This is a genomic window from Marinobacterium arenosum (assembly GCF_019795155.1).
Classification (GTDB): domain Bacteria; phylum Pseudomonadota; class Gammaproteobacteria; order Pseudomonadales; family Balneatricaceae; genus Marinobacterium_C; species Marinobacterium_C arenosum.
In genome coordinates, this window is sequence record NZ_JAILYN010000030.1 from 34,518 (window position 1) to 59,406 (window position 24,889).

The following is a 24,889-nucleotide window of genomic DNA, read 5'->3' on the forward strand; positions in this document are numbered from 1 at the left end:
CCTCCTTACATCACCGCCAGACGGCTGTTCGGCAGATCGGTAACCAGCATATGGCCCGGGCTATGGGTGATACAGAACGGCGGCTTGGCCTGTTCGATCGCCACCTGCGGCGTCACGCCGCAGGCCCAGAATACCGGCAACTCACCCTCCTTGATGGTGACCGAGTCGCCGAAATCCGGCTTGTTGATATCACTGATGCCGATCTGGGCTGGATCACCCAGGTGCAGCGGCGCGCCATGCACCGACGGGAAGCGGGTGCAAATCTGCACCGCCCGGATCGCGTCGGCCGCCTTCATCGGTCGCATGCTGACCACAGTGGTACCGCTGAAACGACCGGCCGGGCGGCATTCGATATTGGTGCGGTACATCGGCACGTTGACCCCTTCGGTGATATTGCGCACCTCCAGACCATCGGCGATCAGCGCCTCCTCGAAGGAGAACGAACAGCCCAGCACGAAAGTCACCAGGTCATCACGCCAGTATTCGCGTACATCGGCCACTTCAGCGGTCAGCTCGCCATTTTCATAGATGCGGTACTTCGGGATGTCAGTGCGGATATCCAGGCCTTCGCCGAGATCGGGCAGCATGAACTCGCCCGGCTGCGACGACATACCGATAATCGGGCACGGTTTCGGGTTCAACTGACAGAACAGCAGGAACTCGTTGGCCCACTCGCGAGGCATGATCGCCAGGTTGCCCTGCACGAAGCCCTGGCAGTAGCCGGAGGTGTTACCGGTAAAATCGCCGCTGCGGATCTTCTGGCGCAGCTCACGCGGTGACATCTTCAGGTCCATTAAAAGGCTCCTTTATCAGAGTTAAACGACAAATAGTTAACAGACAGTTTGTTCACCGCCCAGCGGCCTGTCTAATGAATAATCATTGCCACAACTGATAAAACTTATTTATCAGAACAGGCGACTAAAGTCTGAAATATCCCTTCTTCTCTTACTTTAGTCCAGCCGAGCACAGCCGGAGCGGCATGGCTATCTCAGGCCAACTGCGGGCCACAGCCATTTCCAGAACACCGTCTAGCTGAATACTTCTGATAAATAAAAGCGCTGCATGCAGTTCATTGCACCAGGTCAATGGAGCATGGTTGCCGGGAAAAATGAGGATTCGCTAAACTACGGCGTCTTTATCAAACCGGACATTCAGTCTATGGACACAGCGCTCGCCGAAGGAAAAGCCTACATACTTCCGCCACGTCCCGAAGCCCTGATCAGCCTGGGTCGCCTGTTGAAGTCGGAAACCCCCGACATCGCACAGGTTACCGGCATCCTGAAGCGGGATCCGTCGCTGTACAGCACGGTACTTGCGACCGTCAACAAGCCGCTGTTCTGCGGCGGCCGCACGATCTCGTCGATCCACCACGCAGTGATGCTACTGGGGCTGGAAAAGTTGCACTCACTGGTACAGATCGCAGCATTGAAAAGTTCCCTCTCCAAGGCCGGCCGACTGGAACGGTTCTGGGATTCGGCCACCGAAGTGGCGGAGCTGACCGCGACGCTGAGCCGCCAGTTGACCGACCTGCCAAGCGAGCACGCCTATTCACTCGGCATGCTGCACGACTGCGGTATCCCGCTGATGATCGAAGCCTTCGACGGCTATCGCGATCTGCTGCAGCGGATGGAGACCGACGATTGCCAAACCCTGCGCGACCGGGAACAGACGATCTTCGGCTACGATCATTACCGCATCGGCGCCCGCATCGCGCACCACTGGTATATGCCGGACAGCGTCAGCGAAGCGATCCGCCTGCAACCCGACTTTCAGCCGGCACTGGCTGGACGGATCGACGCCAGCGAAGCCAGCAAACTGCTGCTGTGCTGCCTGATCCTGGCCAAAAACATCAGCCGCACCTATCGGCGCTACTGGCGGATCGGCAGCGAACCCAAGCCGGTCGAGCTATTGAAGCCGGTACTGAACTACATCGGCTTGCCTGACGTCGACTACCTCGACCTGCGCGACGACCTGCTGGCAAACCTGGAACAGATCCAATAGCACTGAGGCGGGCTGCCGGCCAACGGTAGACTAAACTGAGTCAGAAGACCTCTGTCCGGAGCCCGCCCGCCATGCATCCGTTAATCATCCGCGGCCAGCTGCTGCTGATCTTCCTACTGCTTACTCTGCCAATCCAGGCACAGGCGATGGATGCGCGCAGCTATATCCAGCAGATCACCGGCGAACTGGAAACGGCCTTAAAGGCCGGCAAGGACAACGGCCAGCTGCAGGACCGGGCCTTCCTCGATTCGGTGATCGACCGCCATATCATCCCCCACGTCGATCAGGAACAGCTCAGCAAGCGAATCTTTCAGCCACGCTGGGATGAGATCGTCGCCGCCGGCAAACGTGAGCAGGCGTACCAGGCGGTACTGCAGTCCTTGCGCCGCACCTACCGCATCGCCCTGGCAAGCTACAACGGCCAGACCATCGAGCTGCGCGACAGTCAGGACAAACCCAAGTACAGCGTGGTGCGGGTCTATATCCGCACCTCCGACGACGGCCACCTGATCGACTTCGCGCTACGCCAGGTCAGCGGTCAGTGGCGGGTGTTCGACTTGTCGGTGGACGGCGTGGTGGTCAGCAAGACCCTGAACGGGGCCATCAAGCAGAGTCTGCAGACGGCGGATCTCGACAGCTTGATCGGCGCGATCAATCCCTCCAGCAAACCCTGACGGGCGGGCCGCCATGACGCGCCGCCTCACCCTGCTGTTCGACCTGATGCTGAAGCGCCCGGCGTTGCTGCTGTCACTGCTCATGGTGCTACTCGGCCTGCTGGCCTGGCAGATCCCGCGACTGACGCTGGACGCCTCGGCCGATTCGCTGGTACTGGAGGGCGACCGGGCGCTGGCGTTCTACCGAGAAGTCAACAAACGGTACCAGGCGCAGAGCTTCCTGGTGGTGACCTACGCGCCGGACGCGCCACTCTATTCGCCGCCCGTGCTGGCACGGATCGCCAAGCTGCGCGACGAATTGGCGGCCCTGCCCGACGTCGCCTCGGTCACCAGCATCCTCGACGTACCACTGCTGTACAGCCCGCCGGTACGGCTCAGCCGGCTGGAACAGGAGATCCGCTACCTGAGCCAGCCGGAGGTCGACCTCGAACTGGCCGCCCGGGAGTTCAGCCACAGCCCGCTGTATCGCAACCTGCTGACCAGCAGCGATGCCGACACCACCGCGCTGCAGGTCAACCTGCAGCGGGACAGCCGCTACTTTCAACTGCTGGATGCCCGCGACACACTGCGCAACAAACGGGCGGCCGACCAACTGAGCGCTGCCGAACAACGAACGTTGCACAAGGCGGAAGCGGAGTTCCGCGAATACGCCATTGAGGCCAACAAACGAGAGCGGAAACTGGTGGCAGAGGTTCGCCGGGTACTCGACCGCCACCGCGATCACGGCACCCTGTTCCTCGGCGGCGTGGTGATGATCGCCGCCGATATGATCGCCTTTATCGAGAACGACCTGACCATCTTCGGCAGCGCCACGGTACTGTTCATTGTCGCGCTGATGGCAATCATCTTCCGCCGGTTGCGCTGGGTACTGCTGCCGTTGGCAACCTGCCTGGCCACGGTGCTGGCGATGCTCGGCTACCTAGCCTGGGCCCGCTGGCAGCTGACGGTGATCTCCTCCAACTTCACCGCCCTGCTGCTGATCATCACCCTGTCGATCACCATTCACCTGGTGGTGCGCTACCGCGAGTATCATGCCGCCAACCCGCACGCCAGCCAGCGCCAGCTGGTCATTCAGACCCTGGCGTTCATGGCCAAACCCTGCCTGTTCACCAGCCTGACCACCATCGTCGCGTTCGCCTCGCTGGTGGTCAGCGGTATCCGGCCGGTGATCGACTTCGGCTGGATGATGACCATCGGCGTATCGGTGGCCCTGCTGATGGCCTTCACGCTGTTGCCCGCCGGCCTGCTGCTGCTGCCCCTCGGCGGCCCGGAGGTACGCCCCAGGCATCGCCCGCTGAGCCACTACTTCGCCCGCTGCACCGACCGCTACGGCCGCCAGATCCTCTGGCTCAGCGCGGCGCTGCTGTTGACCAGTCTGCTGGGCATCAGCCGGCTGCAGGTGGAAAACCGCTTTATCGACTACTTCCATGAGACCACCGAGATCTATCAGGGGATGGAGGTGATCGACCGGGAGCTGGGCGGTACCGTGCCGCTGGAGATCCTGCTGACCCGACCGGCAGCGGAAGCCCTCCCTTCCACCGACGAGGACCCTTTTGCCGAGGACCCTTTTGCCGAGGACCCGTTCGCCGATCCTTTTGCCGATGATCAACCGGATCAGCCTGTCCGTAGCTACTGGTTCAGCCGGGCGGGGCTGGAGGAACTGAGCCGGGTGCACCAGTATCTCGACAGCCTGCCGGAAACCGGCAAGGTGATGTCATTGGCTTCGCTCTACCAGGTATTGCAGGATGTCGCCGGCGAGGATATCGACGACTTCCAGCTGGCGCTGCTACGCCGCAACCTGCCGGCACGGGTCGACGAACTGCTGGTGCAACCGTTCCTGTCGCCGGACGGCCGCGAGGCGAGGATCACCGTGCGGGTGATGGAGACCAGTCGCACCCTGCAGCGGGATGCGCTGATCAAGCAGGTTCGCCAGCAGCTGACCGGTCATCTGGGCTACGCGCCCGGCCAGGTGCAGCTGACCGGCATGTTGGTGCTGTACAACAACATGCTGCAGAGCCTGTTCGGTTCGCAGATCGCCACGCTGGGCGCGGTGTTCGTGGCCATCACGCTGACTTTCACGCTGTTGTTCCGCTCGCTGTTCCTGGCATTGATCGCCATCGCCCCCAACCTGCTGGCGGCCGGCATGGTGCTGGGCTTCATGGGCTGGGTGGGAATTCCACTGGATATGATGACCATCACCATCGCCGCGATTACCGTCGGCATCGGCGTCGACGACACCATCCACTATATCCACCGTTTCCGGGAGGAGTTTCCGAAGGACCGAGACTACCGCGCCACCATGTACCGCTGCCATGGCAGCATCGGCAAGGCGATGTTCTACACCTCGGTGATCATCATCGCCGGCTTCTCGATCCTGGCGCTGTCCAACTTCACGCCGACCATCTACTTCGGCCTGCTAACCAGCCTGGCAATGTTCTCGGCGCTGATGGGCGCACTGCTGCTGTTGCCGCAGCTGATCATCGCATTGAAGCCGTTGGGGGGCGAATCAGCGGAGTAAACGCAGAACGGACCCATCATCTGCCGGCAAACGAAATACGCCCCATAGGGTTATCCTTCCTATAGGGCGTATTTAAGGGCGCCACCGCCGCAGGCGGTCGATAACCTCGGCCGGTATTTAACCGGCCGAGTCCACGGGGATAGCCGCTTAGCGCTTAAGGCTGAGAGCTTGTAGCTTTAATGAAGCTTCATCTTCGGCCGCACCACCTTGTTGAGGGTTTCGGCCAGCATCACCAGCAGCGTCTTCAGCGGCCCGTGGATGGCGAACTGGTGCATCCGGTACAGCGAGATATACATCAGCCGGGCGAGCCGCCCCTCGATGAACATGCTGCCACCGGTCAGGTTGCCCATCAGGCTACCGACGGTACTGAACCGGCTCAGGCTGACCAGCGAACCGTGATCCTTGTAGACATAAGGCTTCATCGGCTGCTCCTTGAAGCCCAGCGCGATATTCTTGCGCACCTGATCGGCCATCTGGTGAGCCGACTGCGCCCGCGGCGGCACCCAGCTGCCGTCCGGCTGCTGGCAGGCACAGCAATCGCCGATCACGAAGATATCGTCGGACAAGGTGCTTTGCAGCGTCGGCTTGACCAGGATCTGGTTGACCCGGTTGAACTCGAACGGCGCAATACCGGCCAGGAAGTCCGGCGCCTTGACGCCTGCCGCCCAGATCATCATATCGGCGGCGATCAGTTCCTCGTCGGCGGTCTGGAAACCGTCGTCGTTTGCGGCCTTCACTCGGGTTCCCTCGCGCACGTTGACGCCCAATTTGGTCAGCTCATGACGCGCCGCGCCGGCGATCCGCTCCGGCAGTGCCGGCAGAATCCGCGGCCCCGCTTCGATCAGGGTGATCTTCAGCTGTTCGGCGGTCATGTGCGGCATACCGTAGGATTCCAGCAGCTCGGTAACGTGGTACAGCTCCGCCGACAGCTCGACACCGGTGGCACCGGCACCGACGATGGCGATATTCAGCACCTCGCCAGAGTTGCCCTGGTTGATCCGCAGGAAGTGGTTCAGCAGCGCATTGTGGAACCGTTCGGCCTGTTTCGGCCCATCCAGGAAGTAGCAGTGCTCGGCCACGCCGGGGGTGCCGAAGTCGTTGCTGACACTGCCGACCGCCAATACCAGGGTATCGTAAGGCAGGCTGCGCTCGGGCAGCACCGCTCGCCCCTCCTCGTCCTCCATCGCCGCCAGGGTGATGGTCTTGTTGTCGGCATCCAGGCCGCACATCCGCCCCAGCTGGAACTGGTAGTAGTGCTGCGCCGCGTGGGCACGGTAGGAGACGCCATCGATGCTGGTGTCCAGCGAGCCGGTGGCGACCTCGTGCAGCAACGGTTTCCAGATGTGCGAACGATTCTGGTCGATCAGGGTAATCTCTGCTTTGCGTTTGCGCCCGAACTGACGTCCCAATCGACTCGCCAACTCCAGGCCGCCGGCCCCGCCTCCTACGATAACGATCTTGTGCATGGTTGATTCCTCAAGAGTGATATGGAATTAACCGCATATAACCTACGGGTAATTCCATACCTCCCTTTGAGAACTCATAGATATAACAGCCCGGCCAATCAAACACCAGTGAAGTTACCTGATCAGGGTAGAACCTTCGGCAGATATCCTCAGCAACCATTAGTTCATTTAAACGAGCAGGATTAATAACGTCGAATCCAGCCCCCTTCAGTCTTGCAGGACGCTCTGAGCCTAACAGCCAATACATACAATTATTAAAAGAAACCTTAAAACCGGGCCCGGAAGTGCCACTCCTGGTCGGCGATATCGTTGCGGATCGCCTGGCGGATCGAGCCGTCGATGGTCGGGTCGTCCGGCGCGTAGAGGCCGCACAATTTCAGCGCACGGCGCAGTTCCACCGCCGGGCCGAGGTATTCGTAAAGCACCCGGGCGCAGCAGGGCACCCGCTCGCCACTGCCGGAGACGCCCAGTTTCAAGCCGGTCAGCCGGCCGACCCGGTTCTTGAACGACGGATAAAGGATGGTCTGGGTCATCTCCAGGCCGGTCAGCGATTCATAATCAACCATGAAGATCCGGTCGGTCAGGAAGTGGGCGATTCCCAGATAGACGCCGTGGAACACCTTTTCGTGCGGCTGCTCGGCCAGCCGTTCGGTACGCTGGTAGTAGACCTTGCCGTCGCGCTGTTCCAGGCAGACCAGGGTGCGCAGGATTTTGCCCGGGCAGGCCATCGACAGGTAGTACTCGAAGTAGTAGCCCAGGTACTTGTCCAACCCGCTGCTGCCGATCTGCTGCAGGTGCTCGAGGTGGGCCAGTTCCGGCAGCGCCGGCTCGACCACTTCGGGCGGGCGCTGGCGTACCTGCACCAGCCGCTGGAACTGGTTGTGCGGCAGCAGGATTTCGTACTCCTCGACACCGAAGAACTCACAAAGCCGCCGCATGGTATTGGCCGACGGCTTGTAGCGGCCGCTCAGGTAGCGGTTGAACTGCGGCCGGTTGATCCTTAATCGCCGGCAGACCTCGGCGATAGACTTGTAGTAACTGCACAGCAGGCGCAGGTTCTGTGCGAAGTCTTCGTTCATCAGCGTGCCCATGCCGGTTTGACCAGATTGCCAACGGTAGTGGATTCGTGCCTTTCTGCCTACCGTCTATATAGCGCAGTTTGGCGCTTTATTAGCACCATTTAGCGCCAATCTGTTCCAGGCCGTCAAATTTACCCGCCCCGGCCCCGCTGTTGAAATATTCCACTCTCTATTACCAAAACAATAACAGCGGCCAGCGGCCGCAGATGGAGATATTTTTTATGTCCTTGACTCGCATATTGATGCCCGCCGACGCAGCGGCCTGCCAGATCTCCCCAGACAGCCTGTCAGCCACCGGAACAGGAGTCTAAGCATGCTGGACCTTCTCAATGACCTCCTCTGGGGCAAGGTGCTGATCGTCGCCCTGATCGGCCTGGGCATCTGGTTCACCGTTGCGTCCCGGTTCGTACAGTTCCGCTACTTCGGCCGGATGTTCAAGATTTTCAGCGAAAGCCGTACCGACAAGCACGGTCACCTGAGCTCATTCCAGGCACTGCTGCTGTCGGTCGCCGGCCGCGTCGGCGGCGGCAACATCGCCGGCGTGGCGGTGGCGATCACGCTGGGCGGCCCGGGCGCCATCTTCTGGATGTGGCTGGTCGGCCTGATGGGGATGGCCACCAGCTACTTCGAGTGCACCCTGGCACAGACCTACAAAAATGCCGAACCGGACGGCAGCTACCGCGGCGGCCCGGCCTACTACATCACCCGTGGCCTGGGCAAACAATGGAAATGGCTGGCGGCACTCTACTCGGTGCTGTTGCTGGTCACCTTCGGCTTCGGCTTCACCGCACTGCAGTCTTACTCGGTGGCGACCTCGTTCAATGACGCCTTCGGCATTCCGGTAGTTGCCACCGGCGTGGCGATGACCCTGATCGTCGGCCTGATCATCTTCGGCGGTATCAAGCGGATCGCCAAGGTGGCCGAGGTGCTGGTACCGGTGATGGCGCTGGGCTACCTGGCGATCACCCTGGTGGTGCTGGCGCTGAACGTCGGCGAGATCCCGGCGGTGTTCAGCCTGATCATCAACAGCGCCTTCGGCCTGGAGCAGGCGGTCGGCGGCGGCATCGGCGCGGCGATCCTGATGGGCGTCAAGCGCGGCCTGTTCTCCAACGAGGCGGGCCTGGGCAGCGCGCCGAACGTGGCGGCGGTGGCCTATGTGCCGCACCCGGCCAATCAGGGGATCGTGCAGGCGTTCTCGGTGTTCATCGACACCCTGATCCTGTGCTCCTGCACCGCCTTCATCATCCTGCTGGGCGGCGTCTACGAGCCGGGCAACGCGGTCGATCTGGGCGGCGTGGCACTGACCCAGGCGTCGCTGGCCGACCATGTCGGCGAATGGGGCCGGGTGTTCGTCAGCATCGCGCTGATGCTGTTCGGCTTCAGCACCATCCTCTACAACTACTACCTGGGCGAGAACAGCCTCAACTTCTTCAGTGAAGAGAACAAGACCCTGTTCACCGTCTTCCGCATCGCGGTCATCGGACTCTGCCTGTGGGGCTCGACCACCGACCTGGGCACCGTGTTCGCCTTCGCCGACGTCACCATGGGATTGCTGGCGCTGGCCAACCTGTTCGCCCTGGCGATGCTGTTCAAGCCGGGCTTGCGGATCATGAAGGATTTCGACGATCAGCTGGCCGCCGGCAACGACAAGCCGGTGTTCGATCCGCAGAAGTTCGCCGACCTGGATATCGATGCGGGCGCCTGGCAGATCGAGCCGGAAGATAGGCCGGAGGCTCTGTCGAAAAAAGCGCGCCAGCCGGTGACCTCAGGTTAATGACTACCAACTAACCGGGCTTGTCCGGCAATGACGCCAGAGCACAGCCTTTTTCCTGCGACCGCCGATCACCCACCGTTCGGCGGTCGCTTTTCGTCCCTTGTTTGAGTCGACTCAAAAAACATGAACACACGTATTGAACATGACCTGCTGGGTGAGATGGCGATCCCGGCCGACTGCTGGTATGGCATTCAGACCCAGCGCGCCGTCGAGAACTTCGCCATCACCGGCGTGCCGATCAGCCACTTCCCGCCGTTCATCAAGGCGCTGGCGATGGTCAAGTCGGCCGCTGCCAGCGCCAACCGTGAATTGGGGCTGCTGGTACCGAAGAAAGCCGATGCGATCACCGCCGCCTGCCGGGATATCATCGACGGCCGGCTGCACGACCAGTTCGTGGTCGACCTGATCCAGGGCGGTGCCGGCACCTCCACCAATATGAACGCCAACGAGGTGATCGCCAACCTGGCGCTGGAGAAACTCGGCCACGGCAAGGGTGAATACCGGCAGTTGCACCCGAACGACGACGTCAACCGCTCCCAGTCGACCAACGACGCTTACCCGACCGCGGTCTGCCTGGGGTTGCAGTTCGCCGCCGAGCCGCTGATCGAGGCGGTCGACAGCCTGAAGCGGGCGCTGGAAGCCAAGGGCGAGGAGTTCGCCGATGTGCTGAAGATGGGCCGCACCCAGCTGCAGGACGCGGTACCGATGACCCTCGGCCAGGAGTTCGAAGCTTTCGCAGTGACCCTGGGCGAGGATATCGAGCGGATCAACGAGGCCTGCCTGCTGCTGTGCGAGGTTAACCTGGGCGGCACCGCGATCGGCACCGGCATCAACACCCACCCGGATTACGCCGCGCTGGCGGTCAGTGAACTGGCGAAGCTGTCCGGCAAGCCGATCGTCCAGGCCAGCCACCTGGTGGAGGCGACCTCCGATATGGGCGCCTTCGTGCTTTTCTCCGGCATCCTGAAGCGGCTGGCGGTGAAACTGTCCAAAGTCGGCAACGACCTGCGCCTGCTATCCAGCGGACCTCGCACCGGCTTTGGCGAGATCCACCTGCCGCCGATGCAGCCGGGCTCGTCGATCATGCCGGGTAAGGTCAACCCGGTGATTCCTGAAGCGGTCAACCAGACCGCCTACCAGGTGATCGCCAGCGACCTGGCGGTGACTCTGGCCGCCGAGGCCGGTCAGCTGCAGCTCAACGCGATGGAGCCGCTGATCGTCTACAACCTGCTGAACTCGATGAAGATGCTCGGCGCCGCCTGCCGGATGCTGGAGACCCGCTGCATCAACGGTATCCGCGCCGATCGCGAGCAGTGCGCCCGTCATGTCGACCACAGCATCGGCATCATTACTGCGTTGGTACCCCATATCGGCTACGCCAGCGCATCACGTATCGCTTCACAGGCACTGCATAGTGGCGCTACAGTACGCGAACTGGTGATCCGCGAAGGACTGCTGACCGACAGCCAGCTGGATCAACTATTGAGCCCACAATCGATGCTGACACCCCAGATGACCCGCCTATGAAGCGACGTATCCTGATTCTCTACACCGGTGGCACCATCGGCATGCAACCCTCCGAGCAGGGCTACGTGCCGGTCACCGGCTTCCATGAGCTGCTGCAGCAACAGCTGCACAGCAAGACCAGCCAGCAGCTGCCGGAATTCGAGCTGCTGGAGCTGGACCAGCTGATCGACAGCGCCAACCTGGTGCCGCAGCACTGGCTGCAGATCGCCGGTCTGCTGCAACAGCACTGGCAGCAGTACGACGGCTTTATCGTACTGCACGGCACCGACACCATGGCCTACACCGCCTCGGCGCTGTCGTTCATGCTGCAGGGGCTGGACAAGCCGGTGATCCTGACCGGTTCGCAGATCCCGCTGGTCGAGTTGCGCAACGACGCACTGGACAACCTGATCACCGCGCTGCTGCTGGCCGGCAACTACCAGATTCCCGAAGTCTGTATCTACTTCAACGGTCGGCTGCTACGCGGCAACCGCAGCACCAAGTTGAAGAGCACCGGTTTCGATGCGTTCGACTCGCCCAACTTCCCCTGGCTCGGCCAGGTGGGCATCCATATCGAACTGCACGGCAACCTGCTGCTGGAGCCGGGCCTGCGCCAGTTCCTGCTGCCGGCGTTCGATGCCGAAGCGGTGGTGATGCTGCAGCTCTATCCCGGTATCCCGGCACGGGTGGTCGACGCGCTGCTGGACAGCCCGAAGGTGAAAGGCTTGATCCTGCAGAGCTACGGCGTCGGCAACGTACCGGACGCCAACGAGGCGCTGGTCGACAGCCTGGCAAAGGCCAGCGACCGCGGCGTGGTGGTGCTGAACATCACCCAGTGCCTGCAGGGCCGGGTCAGCCAGGGCGCCTATGCCACCGGCTCGGTATTGAACCGGATCGGCGTGGTCGCCGGCCAGGACCTGACCCCGGAAGCGGCATTCGCCAAGCTGCACTTCCTGCTGGCCAGCGGCCTGACGCCGGAGCAGGTACGCGAACAGCTGGCGCAACCGTTATGCGGTGAAAGTTCCTGATAAAAGGCGAACGCCCGAGGCGTGAAAGTCAGTACCGGCCGATCAAATGAATCGGCCGGTCGCTATTCTGCAGTAACCGGCTCGAAACAGATCTCGTTACTCCCCATCCCAGTTACTCTGTCTCAACGGCACTGGGTTGCCAGCATTGCACCAGCCGCTTCAGTTCGTCGGGATCGACCGGCTTGGCCAGGAAATCATTCATCCCCGCTGCCCGGCATGTTGAGCGGTCCTCCTCCATCGCATTGGCCGTCATCGCCACAATCGGGACGCTGGCCCTGTTCCCGCCCAGTTGCCGGATTCGTCGAGTCGCTTCAAGGCCATCCATCTTGGGCATGCGCACGTCCATCAGGATCAGGTCGTAGTCGCGTTGCTCGACCAGCCGCAGGGCTTCCAGGCCATCTCCGGCGACATCGGCGCTTAACCCCATGGGCTCCAACAACCCCAGGGCGACCTTCTGGTTAATCAGATTGTCCTCCACCACCAGGATCGCCATCTCGGTAGCCACTGCGTTCTGCTGACGGTCATCGGTTGTCGCCGCCGAGGGCTGAATCTCCGACGTCGGGCTGACCTTTCCCCGGCAGGGCAGCGAGATGCTGAACCAGAATGTCGAGCCCCGGCCGGCCTGGCTGGTGAATCCGATCTGCCCGCCCATCTGCTCGACAATCCGTTTGCATATCGCCAAACCCAGCCCGGTGCCACCATACTGCCTGGAGGTCGAGGCATCCGCCTGGCTGAACATATTGAACAGGCGAGGCTGCGAGGCTTCGTCGATACCGATCCCGGTATCCTCTATTTCGAATAACAAACCGCAGGCGAGGCCATCTTCACATCGTCGACTGACCCGTAGTGTGATCTCCCCACATTCGGTGAATTTCAGCGCGTTGCCCAACAGATTAACCAACACCTGCCGTAGCCGGCCGGGATCGCCCTCATAGTTGCCGGAGATTCCCGGCGCGAGGTGCAGTTGCAGGCTCAGCCCTTTTTCATCCGCCGAGTGCTGGAACAGGTCGATCACTTCGGCCAGCAACGGCTTAATACTGAACACCGTACGTTCCAGTTCGAAAAAACCCGCTTCCATCTTGGAGATATCCAGGATGTCATTCAGGATCGTCAGCAGCGCATTGGAAGATTGCTGTATGGTGAGGGCGAATGTGCGCTGCTTCTCATTCAGTGTTGAATCCAGCAGCATCCGGGTCATCCCGATGATCCCGCTCATCGGCGTGCGCAGTTCATGGCTCATGGTGGCCAGGAATTCCGACTTTGCCCGGTTGGAGGATTGCGCCTGCTGCACGGCTTTAGCCAGCTTGCGGGCCAGCCGTTCCTTCTTGAGCTGTGCTCTTCGGGCCGCGGCCCCCTGGCGCGCCAGCATAAAGATCATCGACGCCATGCAGCCCATCAGCAGCATGATCAACATCCCCAACCAGCTGAACAACTCCAGTACATAGTTCCGGGCACGTACCTTTTCGGCTGCCCGGTACTCCAGTACCTTCAGGATAATATCGCCGGTCAGGTTATTTATCGCCTCCGCTCTGATACTGAGTTCCGCTATGGCGATAGAGCCCGTCTCGGTGAACAACACCGGCTCCATGAACTCAAGCATCTCCTCAATTTTGCGAATCTTTTCCTTAGCGCCGGGAAAGCCAGCGAAAACGTTGCCAAGCTGTCCACTTTGAACAATCCCCAGCCGGCTATACAGGATATCGAAATGCAGCTTGGTCTCTTCAAGCAAACCTTCATCATAACGCTCTTCCAGTATTGCCAGGGAGGTCCGAAGCCTTAAGCTCTCTCGATCGAGCTGATGGGCGGCCCAGAGCGCGTTTTCCTCGACCGCATTTAGCATCTCCTTCTCACGCTCGATAATGACAAAATAAAGCGCCAGGGCCCCTACCATACCCAGGACAGTGAGCAGCAGTAAAAAGGCGAGCCTTTTGTTCTGTCCGAATAATCTCTGCATCCCAACGTCCTGCACAATGGGCCCGACGCTCAACCAATAAGGGATCGAGCGGCCTGCATTAATCGACCCGAATCGACTTTACCTGCCAAACAGAGCGATTATGGATAACCTCGGTGTTCAGCTCTGGAGAACGGTCAAACGGGTAGATAACGAACAGCGGGCCCTTATTTCGAACCCGCATATAGGCGCCATCCATTTTCAGCGCCAGGATCACATCGAAGCTGTAGAAGTCTTCGCTCGGCACATTGGCACTGTAGTCATTCAACGCAGTCACGGTGAGGTTCTCCCCCTCGGCCCCCACCACTTCCAGCAGCGACCGGCCAAGCGGCCCCTCAAACTCGGTAACGCCGTCCGTCCAGGGTGTATGGGTGCGGGTGGTTACCATGCCCAGGTTTTCCAGCATCGCCCTATCGAACACGGCCTTGTCACCGCTATTGGTATTTTTGATGGCCCCTTCGATTGTCAGGATAACCTTCCCTGCGGGCTTGGGCAGGCTGTCTGCGGCAGCCCAAGGCGCCAAGGATGCCATTGTCAGAAATAGCAGTTTGAGAAGCAGTTTTTTTAGCATTGTCAGTTTCTCCATGGTTGAAAATCGGCCCGCTCAGACATCCTCCAGGCGGATACTGTCGATCTCCTTTGCTGGTTATCCCGATAAATTCCCCCCACTGCGCTTGTCGAGCGTCAACGGCCGACAAAACGGGCCGGGCTCATTCACCTCGGTCATCCGTGTAGGGCCATATACGGTGTGACGTATCCTTATCCGTTGACCGCTCAATCAAGTTAGCACAGCAGCCAAGAACAGGCCGATTCTGCCAGCCTCAATTACTCGGATTTCGATTCGCTCGATTCTCAGCATCCTGACACCGGACAATGACATCGACCAACGTATAATCCAGGCTTTGCATGGATAGTGCTTGAATTCGATCTCTCCCATCTACCGGAATAGTCATGACGTCTGCCTTCATTCGCTCCCTTTCCCGCTGGGGAGCCCCGCGCCTGTTTTTTCTGCTCTACCCCGTACTGGTAACCGCCCTGCTGACGTTCGGCTACCCGATCTATCAGCAGTACGAAAACAACATCAAGGATACGCTGCTGGCGCAGGAACAAGCACATATCAACTCGTCGATACTGATGTTCAAGAAGGAGATGTTCGAACGGATCGGTGACCTGAACCTGGTCTCCGGCCTGCCGATACTTAAGGATTACCTGAACACCCGGGACGCGAACAAACGCCAAGCGCTGGCAACCTATTTTCAGCAGCTCGCCGAAACCTACCGGCGCTACGACCAGGTTCGTTTGCTCGATATCGACGGCCGTGAGGTGGTGAGGATCAACATCGTCGATGGTCAAGCGGTTCAGGTGCCTGCAAACGAGCTGCAGGATAAATCCGATCGTTACTACATCAAGGAAGCCATGCAGCTCGATGCGGGCCAGCTCTATGTCTCCCGAATGGATCTCAACGTGGAGAACGGCCGTATTGAACAGCCCTATAAGCCGGTCATCCGCTTCGCCAAGCCGGTATTTGACGGCCAGGGCGAGAACGCCGGTCTGGTCGTGATGAACTATATGGCTGGCGGGCTGTTGGAAGCATTCCGCGATGCCATGGCGCGACGCCACGGACACCACGGCATGTTGATCGACAGCGACGGATACTGGCTGAGCAACCATGACCGGGCCAACGAGTGGGGCGCGGATCTTGCCCGACCGGAGAAACGCTTTGCGAGCCTCTACCCGGATGCCTGGCCGATAATTGCCAACCAACCCGAAGGTCAACTCGAAACCCCGCTGGGGCTGTTTCTATTCCGTGAGGTCAACCCTCTGGAGTTCGCCGAGATTCCCATGCCCCATATGCAGTTGCGACAGACGATGGGCATCAGCCATATCTCGGGCGCTAACAACGACTGGAAGGTGGTGATATTCCTGCCCCGCGCGCAGATCCAGGCGGCGTCCTTTCTCTACAGTCCAATCAACCAGCTATTGATCGGGCTATTTTTCCTGTTACTTGCCGCTGTACTGTTCCTGCTGATACAGCGCAATGTACAGCAACGCCTGCAACGGGAACGGGACCACAAGGTTCAGGCCGAACTGGTCGATCTCTACGAGCACGCCCCCTGCGGTTACCACTCGCTGGATGACGAGGGCAGGCTCACCCGCATCAACCAGACCGAACTGGACTGGCTTGGCTACGACCGGGCAGAGCTGATCGGCAAACCGTTTCATCAGTTGCTCACCGAGCCCAGCGTCGCGAGGTTCAGGGACTACTTCGAGCAGTTCAAAGCTTGCGGCCAGCTTGACGATATCGATGTCGAGGTACGGCGTCGAAATGGCGACAGCTTTCATGTCTCCATATCCGCCAAGGCGATTCGGAATCAACAGGGTATGTTGATCACGGCACGCGCCAGCAGCTTCGACATCAGCGACCGGGTAAAGATGGCGCAGCAGCTGGAAAGCCAGGCCCGCACCGACCTGCTGACCGGTATCAGCAACCGGCGCTTCTTCTACGAGCAGGGAGAGACCGAACTGGAACGTGCGCGTCGCCATCAAAGTCCGATGGCACTGATGTTGCTGGATGCCGACCACTTTAAACGGGTCAACGACCAGCACGGTCACGATGCTGGCGACGCGGTACTCAAAGCAATGGCCGAAACCGCCAAACAGAGCCTGCGCACCTCCGACCTGCTGGCCCGCTTCGGCGGCGAGGAGTTCATCGTGCTGATGCCAGAGACCACCCTGACGATGGCACAGGAGGCCGCCGAACGGTTGCGTTCCCTATTGGGTCGAGCAACCGTCTCGATCCCCTCCGGTGAAACCCTGAGCATCAGCGTATCGATCGGCGTCAGTATGCTGGAACCGGGCGATAAAGACCTGGACGCCCTGATCAAGCGTGCCGACAACGCGCTTTACCAAGCGAAGGCTGCCGGGCGAGACTGTGTCCGGACCGTTAACGGTGGCGGGAATATGGTACAACAGGCATCCTGAGCCCATTCAACAGCACGGGCGGCGCCGGTGATATGCACCACTCGACGCCCCTGCTGCCTGTCACCCTATTCAGGCGCAGCGAAGCGGTTGAAGCTGGATATAGCCTTCATGATGAGCGATGCGATGCTGGATTTTGCCCAACTGTTTGAATGCTGACTGAACTATGCGGGTAGTAGATGATGCTCGGCTTCTTCTATTCGGGAAGCCGTTTTTTACAAAACGCTAAAAAACTGTCTGCGGCCTCCCGTCAAATTGTGACCGTCTGCTGTCAAATTAAAATGAGGTATCCCAAGAACAAACACCAGCAGGCGAAAGCCCACAAAAAAGCAAGGACTATATTGGATAACCTGATAAAGCCCTGGCATTAATCCAATTCTCCAGAAAACCCGTACGTTATCCGCCTGCCCGCAAGGCCCGACCGGCAGGCAGGACCGGCCGACCTTGCTGTCGTCTCATCTAAAAGAACACCACTGCATATCAAACATCGGCACCACAAAAATAGAAATATTTTTTGTCTCATTTGCAGGCCCGGTCTACCTTGAATTAAACGGATTACCAAGGTGGCACTTTCCGAGTAAGGGAATATTTTTATGGGGCCTCTTCGCAAACTCAGCCTACGTCACAAACTGCTGCTTCTTATCTCCCTGCCTTTGCTTCTGATCCTGGTCTACGCGGCCACGATAAGCTTGGAAAGGCAGCAGGAACTGGCCAGTGCCCGGGATGTTTCGCATCTCGCACGCACCACAGAATTGCTAAGCATCGCACACCGGCTGCAGTTCGAGCGCGGCAAGACGATCACCTATCTGGCCAACCCCACCAAGCAGGAGTTACAGGAATGGCGCAAGGCCGTGGGGCTCAGTGATGGATTTATCGATCAGGTCGCTCAGTTGAAAACCCAACTGTCGACCGAAGGTACCCGGCCTGAGGTCCTGAAAGCCCTGGGCACCATCGAGACGGAACTGGAGCCGTTGTACGCACTGCGAGAGCGCTTGCCACGCAACGGTTCACTGGACCGCGCCACCGTGTTAGCGGTATATACCCGCGCAATCGAGAAGATTCATCACAACATCAGCAACCTGCTCAAACTGGCACCGGGCAGCGAAATCTTTCAGCTGGCCGATGCGCTAACCGCCATCGCCGAGTTGAAGGAGATTACCGGCCAGGAGCGGGCGCTGGTGAGTGCGATTCTTGAGGTCGGCCAGGCCTCCGAAAGCGAAATTCGCCAACTGCTGGTGCTGACCACCAAGAAGGAGATCTTCAGCCAGAAATTCCTGAAACTCGCGCCACTTCAATACCAGGAAGCCTACCTGCAACTGGATCTGGAAAACACCGATGCTGAAGGCCGACGATTGATACAGCAGATCCTGCTTGCTGCACCGGGGGCCACCCTAAACGGGAATGCAAAACAGTGGTTTACCGCCGCCAGCGAGCGTATCGACAAGTTGCGGGAGATCGAAAAATCGATCCACAGCAGCCTCGTCGCTTACGCCGATCGTAACCGTAACGATGCCCTTAACTCCCTGCTATTGACCCTTGCCATAGCACTAGCCACTGTCGGCGGCATCACGATGACCGGCGGCATCGCCACCCGCCGGCTGGTCGACCGATTCGTGCAGATGCGCAACTCGGCGGTAGGGTTTGTCGACAGCGGCCAGCTGGAGGATGTACCGATCGACAGCGACGACGAGTTGGGCGAGGTGGCCCGAGCGTTCAATCAGCTGATCGACAAACTGCGTACTATCAGCCATGCAATGGAGGAGGTCGCCCGGGGAGATCTGGAGCAGCAGGTCCCGGTCAAAAGCGACAACGACCGCCTCGCCCTGTCTCTGAACCATATGATCCGGGCCCTGCGGGAATCGGTCAGCCAGATGCAGCAGGAAAACTGGCTGAAAACCGGCCAGAACGAGCTGGCAGTAAAGGTCAACAGCGACCAACGCCCGCAAGAACTGGCCCAGAAGGCGATTAACCAGCTGTGCCGCTACCTTGAAGCACCGGTCGGCGCAATCTACCTGGTAGACAAGGACGAGACAGCCGAACTTTGTGCCAGCTATGCCTATACCTTCCGCAAGGAGGTGCGTAACCGGTTTACCAAAGGGGAATCGCTGGTCGGCCAGGCGGTACTGGAGCGCCAGCCGATCATCATCAATCAGTTACCGCCGGACTACGTTTGCGTCAGCTCTGGCCTGGGCAGTTCGGCGCCCAGCTGCCTGGCGGTGTTCCCACTGATATATGCCGACAAGCTGCTGGGGGTATTGGAGCTGGGTACCCTGGAGACTCTGACCGAGACCGACATCGACCTGCTCGACAAAGCCAGTGCAAGTCTAGCCGTCGCGCTGCATGCGGCCTGCAACCGCGAACAGCTCACCGAGTTGCTGGAGGAAACCCAGGCCCAGTCTGAAGAGTTGCAGGCCCAGCAGGAGGAGCTGGAACAGACCAACTCCGAGCTGGAGGAACAGGCCCAGCAACTGGAAGAGTCTCAACAGGAACTGCGCATGCAGAAACAGCAGTTGACCGAAGCCAATGAGGAATTACGGCAGAAATCCGAACAGCTGTCGATTCGCAACCAGGAGGTGGAAGCCCGCTCAGAGGAGTTGGAAAAAGCGCATCAGAACCTGGAGCACAAAGCCCAGGAACTGGCCACCGCCAGCCGGTACAAATCGGAATTCCTGGCCAACATGTCCCACGAACTGCGCACGCCGCTGAACAGCCTGCTGCTGCTGGCCCAAGAACTGAAGGAGAACAGCGACGGCAACCTGACCGCCGAACAGCTCGAAGCGATGAAGATCATCCATGGCTCGGGCCATGACCTGTTGAACCTGATCAACGACATTCTCGATCTATCCAAGGTGGAAGCCGGCAAATTGAGCATCAGCCGGGAAGCATGCGATCTGCAGGAGGTGGCCACCCTGCTGCAGCAACAGTTCAAGCCGCTGGCCAACGAAAGGAACCTGGAGTTTGCCGTGGAGCTGGCGCCGCAATTGCCTGCCCAAATCCACACCGACCCGCAACGGCTGCAGCAGATTCTGCGCAACCTGCTGGGCAATGCGATCAAGTTCACCGAACAGGGCCGTGTCAGCCTGAAGATCGAACAGACCCCGGATGCACTGCTGTTCCACGTCAACGATACCGGCATCGGCATTCCGGCCAAGCTGCAGCAGGCGATCTTCGAAGCGTTCCAGCAGGTGGATGGCTCCTCGAACCGTAAATATTCCGGCACCGGCCTGGGGCTGACCATCTCGCGCGAACTGAGTCGCCTGTTGGGCGGCGAGATCCTGCTGCAAAGCGAAGAGCATCGGGGCTCCAGATTCAGCCTGAAGCTGCCGCTTTCGGCGGTCGCGTCAACCGCCGGCGATGAACCGAATATGGCCAGCCCGATCCCGGCTGGCGAACCGGCCAGCCCAGCAGCCCAGGTCGAGCCGGCCCTGCTGGAAGTACAACCGGAACAACCGGCAGCAGAGGCTCAACAAAGCCCGATCGCCGAATTCATCCCGGACGATCGCCAGCAGCTCAAGTCCGACCGCGACCGGCTGCTGATCATCGAGGATGACCTGGTTTTCGCCCGCTGCATGATGGAACTGGCCCACGCCCGCGGTTTCCAGTGCCTGGTCGCCGGCGATGCAGAGTCCGGCATTGCAATGGCCCGGCATTACAAGCCGCACGCCATTGTGCTGGACATGGTGCTGCCGGACGGCAGCGGCAACCAGGTGATTGAGCAGTTAAAAGCTGATGCCGACTGCCAGCGGATCCCGATTCACATTATCTCGTCACTGGACCGCGAAGATGTGGAACCGGACGATGCGATCGGTGTGTTAACCAAACCGATCAGCAAGGAATCGATCAACGACGCCTTCCGAAATATCCTGCACCACCTGCACGACGACAGCCAATGTCGAGTGCTGGTAATTGAAGATGACCGTGATACCCGCAAAGCCATCGACCTGCTGCTGCAGAAACGCCAGGTTGAAGTACTGCACGCCGGCACCGGCAGCGAGGGTCTGCGAATACTGGAGCGGGAACAGGTGGACTGCCTGATACTCGACCTCAACCTGCCGGACATGGACAGTCTCGAGATTCTGCGCATTATTGCGGAGGACGACGCAGCGCGATCCCTGCCAGTGATCATCTATACCGGACGCGACCTGGATCACGAGGAGTACAAGCAGCTGCGCCAGTACACCGACAACATCATCATCAAGGGCAGCCTCGCGCAGGACCGGTTACTCAACGATGTAACCCTGTTCCTGCACAGCGTTCAGCCGGCCCACCGTAAGCGCCGGGCACAACCCGTCCCGACCGACGATAATGTGCTTCGTGGCAAGAAAGTGCTGATCGTCGATGACGACATGCGTAACACCTTCGCTCTGGCCAACCTGCTGCGCCGCCATGGCATGACAGTGGTGATGGCCGACAACGGCAGCCTGGCGCTGGAGAAACTCAGCGAAAGCAAGGATATCCAGTTCGCCGTGATGGATATCATGATGCCGGTGATGGACGGCTATGAAACGATCCGCCGGATACGGGAACGCGCCGACTACAAGGACCTGCCGATTATCGCGTTGACCGCCAAGGCGATGCCCGAGGACCGGGACCGCTGCCTGCAGGTCGGCGCCAACGACTATCTGGCCAAGCCGGTGGATTCGGAACGGCTGATGTCGGCCCTCAAGGTATGGGCTAGCGCCTGATGGTTATGGCTGACGACCTGCTGCTGCCGGACTGTTTTGACCCGGCCGACGAACCGCCGCATAGCGAGCTGAACGCCATCGAGATCGAATTGCTGCTCGAGGCCGTGATGCGGCGCTACGGTTACGATTTTCGCCAGTACTCCGCCAAGGTCTTGCACCGGCGACTGAATATCTTCCGCAGCCGCTACCGGGCGCGGCACCTGTCGGAACTGATCCCGGCGCTGCTGCATGATCCCGACTGCATGCAGCAGCTGCTGCTGACCCTCTCGGTCACGGTGACCGAGTTCTTCCGCGACCCGGCCTTCTTTGCCGCTTTCCGGCAGGAGGTGGTGCCGATACTGCGTACCTATCCGTTCATTTCACTTTGGTGCGCCGGTTGTGCAACCGGCGAAGAGGCCTACAGTTGGGCGATCCTGCTGCAGGAAGCCGGCTTGCTGGAACGCAGCCGCATCTATGCCACCGACATCAACAGCCGGGCCCTGGAGGAAGCGCGTGAGGGGGTATATGGCGAACCGCAATACCAGATTGCCTGCCAGAACTACCAACAGATGGGCGGCCCGGACCGTTTCGACCGCTACTGCAGGCGCAGCTATAACGCCATCAAGATGTCCGGCGCCCTGCAGGACCACATCACCTTTGCCAGCCATAACCTGGTTCATGATGGCGTATTCGGCGAGATGGTCGTGGTCTCCTGCCGCAACGTGATGATCTATTTCAACCAGGCGCTCAAACAACGCTGCATGGACCTGTTTTTCAACAGTCTGACCAGCCAGGGCTTTCTGCTGCTGGGTGAGAGCGAGGCGGTCGACTTCAGCAGCTTCAGCCGCAGTTTCAGCAGTTGCGACCGGCGAAGCCGTATCTACCAAAAGAGAGTGGTGCCTTCCGATGACCGGAACAGCAGCTCCAGTAATTTTGAGCAAGGAGAGCATCAATGAATACCATGACCGTCAATACCCATGACTCACCTAAGGTACTGGTGGTCGACGACCACCCGGAAAACCTCGTCGCCATGCGCCATATACTGGCCAAGCTCGACGGTGAAGTGGTCTGCGCCGCCAGCGGCAACGAGGCGCTCAGCCAACTGCTGCGCAATGACTTCGCAGTGGCGCTGATGGATGTGCAGATGCCGGAAATGGACGGTTTCGAAACCGCCCGGCTGATTCGCTACAACGAAGAGACCAAAGCCCTGCCGATCATATTCGTCACCGCCATCAGCAAAGAGAAGCAATACGTCGAGCAGGGCTACGAACTGGGCGCGGTGGACTACCTGTTCAAGCCGTTCGATCCGCAGATCCTGCGCTACAAGGTGGAGGTATTTCTGGAGCTGTTCCGCCAGCGCAACGATTTCCTGGCCTTGGCCAGGAAGAATCAGCTGATCCTCGACTCGGTCAAGGAGGGCGTACTGGGGCTCAATACCGACGGTGAGATCATCTTCAGCAACCCCGCCGCGGCCCGTCTGCTCAACCTGGACAGCGAGTCGCTACAAGGACGGCCGGTAACCAGCTTTATCGCCGGCTGTCAGGACAGCACTTGGGAGAGCACCGATATCTATCGCACCTGCCATGCCGGCAACACCTTCACCCGCAGCGATCGCTACTTCCAGCCGGTCAACGGGGAACGCTATCCGGTGGAGTGTAGTGCCTCGGCGATGTACGACCGCAGCGACGAACCCGAAGGGTTCGTATTGGTATTCACCGACATCAGCGAACGCCGGAAAGCCGAGCAACAACTGGCCCAACTGGCCGAATACGACCCGCTGACCGGGCTGGCCAACCGGCGGCTGTTTTATCGCATGCTGCCCAAGATGATCGCCAAGGCCCGGCGTCTGAACCATCAGGTGGCGCTGATTTACATCGACCTCGATCATTTCAAGTCGGTGAACGATACCCTCGGCCATGTGATCGGCGACCTGCTGCTGACCCAGGTCGCCGGCCGCCTGACCCATCTGCTGCGGGAGAGCGATACCGTGGTGCGCTTGAGCGGCGACGAGTTCGCGGTGGTACTGGAAGGCAATCTGAACCACCAAGGGATCACCAAGGTCGCCGTGGCGCTGATCAACTGTATGGCCAAACCGTTCGACCTCAACCATAAACAGGTTCGCTGCACGATCAGCATGGGCATCGCCATCGCCCCGGAAATCGGCTGGGACGCCAACGAGCTGATCAAGGCGGCGGATACCGCGATGTATAACGCCAAGACGAACGGGCGCAACAATTTCCAGTTCTACGACGAATCGCTCAGCAAAGAGGTGTCCTACCGCGCCCAGGTGGAAAACCAGCTGCTCCAGGCCGTGGACCAGCAGGAACTGAGCCTCGTCTACCAGCCGAAATTCAACATCGCCAGCGGTAAACTGCACGGTTTCGAATCGCTGCTGCGCTGGAACTCTACGGGGCTCGGTAATGTCTCCCCGGTGGTGTTCATTCCGATCGCCGAAAGCAACGGGCAGATTATAGAGATCGGCGAATGGGTGCTCAGCCAGGCCAGTCGCCAACTCCATGACTGGGCCCGGCAGGGGGTGATCGACAAGGATTTCAGCCTGTCGGTCAATTTCTCCATCAAACAGCTGAACCATCCGGAGCTGCTGGTGCGGCTGGAAAAAATCCTGAACAACAGCCATATCGACCCGGCCAACCTGGACGTGGAGATCACCGAAACGACATTGATGTCCAACCCGGATTCCATCATTCCGCTGTTGCGCACGCTCAGCGAAATGGGCATGACCATCTCGGTGGACGATTTCGGCACCGGTTACTCCTCGCTCAACTATCTGAGGTTGCTGCCGATCAACTACTTGAAGATTGACCGCTCCTTTATCAAGGACCTCGCCCAGGATTCCAACAGCGAGATCATCACCCGCTCGATCATCAACCTGGCCCACAACCTGGACCTGCAGGTGGTCGCCGAAGGAATTGAGACCCCGGAACAGAAAGAGTTCCTGGAACACTACGGCTGCGACTTCGGGCAGGGTTACCTGCTAGGCAAACCCAAGCCAGCCGAGGAGGCCGAAGACTGCTTCAAGACATTACGGGGCGACTGAACAGAACGAATTGCCGCCAGAAACGACGAAGCCCCGCTCATATTGAGCAGGGCTTCTGAATTCGTGGCGACCCTGTAAATAATTCTGTGTAACTGCCAAGGTTAAATATAGTCCGCCAAGCGGTCTTCAAATTCGATCATAAAGCGGTTCAGGGCAGCCTTCCAGTTCCTGATGGGCATTGTCCATTTTTT

The 24,889-nt window shown here is 59.6% G+C and carries 15 protein-coding genes; 10 read left to right on the forward strand and 5 right to left on the reverse strand.

Annotated elements, in window-relative coordinates:
- Positions 1-5: 5 nt before the first annotated feature.
- Entirely contained in the window at positions 6-794 is a 789-nt protein-coding gene (locus tag K6T12_RS13955) for a putative hydro-lyase (RefSeq protein ID WP_222223486.1), read from the reverse strand.
- 364 nt (positions 795-1,158) lie between these two features.
- Between K6T12_RS13955 and K6T12_RS13960 the strand changes: the two genes are divergently transcribed.
- The 3 genes from K6T12_RS13960 (at position 1,159) to K6T12_RS13970 (ending at position 5,193) form a co-directional block, all read left to right on the forward strand.
- On the forward strand, positions 1,159-2,001 hold the full coding sequence (locus K6T12_RS13960; RefSeq protein ID WP_222223487.1) for an HDOD domain-containing protein: 843 nt from the start codon (positions 1,159-1,161) through the stop codon (positions 1,999-2,001).
- A gap of 71 nt (positions 2,002-2,072) precedes the next feature.
- A complete protein-coding gene (locus K6T12_RS13965; RefSeq protein WP_222223488.1) occupies positions 2,073-2,675 on the forward strand; it encodes a Tgt2/MlaC family protein in 603 nt (200 codons plus the stop codon).
- Positions 2,676-2,688: 13 nt separating this feature from the next.
- Positions 2,689-5,193 carry an efflux RND transporter permease subunit gene (locus K6T12_RS13970; RefSeq protein WP_222223489.1) on the forward strand — a complete coding sequence of 835 codons (2,505 nt, stop codon included), beginning with the start codon at positions 2,689-2,691 and terminating at the stop codon, positions 5,191-5,193.
- Positions 5,194-5,369: 176 nt separating this feature from the next.
- Here the strand turns inward: K6T12_RS13970 and K6T12_RS13975 are convergent, their stop codons facing one another.
- Together K6T12_RS13975 and K6T12_RS13980 are read right to left on the reverse strand one after the other, a co-directional pair.
- Entirely contained in the window at positions 5,370-6,659 is a 1,290-nt protein-coding gene (locus K6T12_RS13975; protein WP_222223490.1) for an NAD(P)/FAD-dependent oxidoreductase, read from the reverse strand.
- A gap of 266 nt (positions 6,660-6,925) precedes the next feature.
- Positions 6,926-7,738 carry a helix-turn-helix transcriptional regulator gene (locus K6T12_RS13980; RefSeq protein ID WP_222223491.1) on the reverse strand — a complete coding sequence of 271 codons (813 nt, stop codon included), beginning with the start codon at positions 7,736-7,738 and terminating at the stop codon, positions 6,926-6,928.
- 313 nt (positions 7,739-8,051) lie between these two features.
- On the opposite strand from K6T12_RS13980, the gene K6T12_RS13985 reads away from it, so the two are divergent.
- The 3 genes from K6T12_RS13985 (at position 8,052) to ansA (ending at position 12,046) form a co-directional block, all read left to right on the forward strand.
- Positions 8,052-9,512 (forward strand): alanine/glycine:cation symporter family protein, encoded by a 1,461-nt coding sequence (locus tag K6T12_RS13985; RefSeq protein ID WP_222223492.1) that lies wholly within the window; start codon positions 8,052-8,054, stop codon positions 9,510-9,512.
- A gap of 123 nt (positions 9,513-9,635) precedes the next feature.
- Positions 9,636-11,039, forward strand: a complete 1,404-nt coding sequence (locus K6T12_RS13990) for an aspartate ammonia-lyase (RefSeq protein WP_222223493.1) — start codon at positions 9,636-9,638, stop codon at positions 11,037-11,039.
- Positions 11,036-12,046: an asparaginase gene (ansA, locus tag K6T12_RS13995; protein ID WP_222223494.1), complete on the forward strand. Its 1,011-nt coding sequence runs from the start codon at positions 11,036-11,038 to the stop codon at positions 12,044-12,046. Before K6T12_RS13990 ends, ansA begins: the two co-directional genes overlap by 4 nt.
- Positions 12,047-12,158: 112 nt before the next feature.
- Here ansA and K6T12_RS14000 read toward each other — a convergent pair whose 3' ends face one another.
- Together K6T12_RS14000 and K6T12_RS14005 are read right to left on the reverse strand one after the other, a co-directional pair.
- Positions 12,159-14,000, reverse strand: a complete 1,842-nt coding sequence (locus tag K6T12_RS14000) for an ATP-binding protein (RefSeq protein WP_222223495.1) — start codon at positions 13,998-14,000, stop codon at positions 12,159-12,161.
- 58 nt (positions 14,001-14,058) lie between these two features.
- On the reverse strand, positions 14,059-14,568 hold the full coding sequence (locus tag K6T12_RS14005) for a molybdopterin-dependent oxidoreductase (RefSeq protein WP_222223496.1): 510 nt from the start codon (positions 14,566-14,568) through the stop codon (positions 14,059-14,061).
- 380 nt (positions 14,569-14,948) lie between these two features.
- Here K6T12_RS14005 and K6T12_RS14010 point away from each other — a divergent pair, with 380 nt between their 5' ends.
- From K6T12_RS14010 to K6T12_RS14025, 4 genes are all read left to right on the forward strand, one after another.
- On the forward strand, positions 14,949-16,979 hold the full coding sequence (locus tag K6T12_RS14010) for a sensor domain-containing diguanylate cyclase (protein ID WP_222223497.1): 2,031 nt from the start codon (positions 14,949-14,951) through the stop codon (positions 16,977-16,979).
- 749 nt (positions 16,980-17,728) lie between these two features.
- Positions 17,729-21,661 carry a response regulator gene (locus tag K6T12_RS14015; protein ID WP_222223498.1) on the forward strand — a complete coding sequence of 1,311 codons (3,933 nt, stop codon included), beginning with the start codon at positions 17,729-17,731 and terminating at the stop codon, positions 21,659-21,661.
- Between the two features lie 5 nt (positions 21,662-21,666).
- On the forward strand, positions 21,667-22,596 hold the full coding sequence (locus tag K6T12_RS14020; RefSeq protein ID WP_222223499.1) for a CheR family methyltransferase: 930 nt from the start codon (positions 21,667-21,669) through the stop codon (positions 22,594-22,596).
- Positions 22,593-24,698, forward strand: a complete 2,106-nt coding sequence (locus tag K6T12_RS14025) for an EAL domain-containing protein (protein WP_222223500.1) — start codon at positions 22,593-22,595, stop codon at positions 24,696-24,698. Before K6T12_RS14020 ends, K6T12_RS14025 begins: the two co-directional genes overlap by 4 nt.
- The last annotated feature ends 191 nt before the right edge of the window (positions 24,699-24,889 follow it).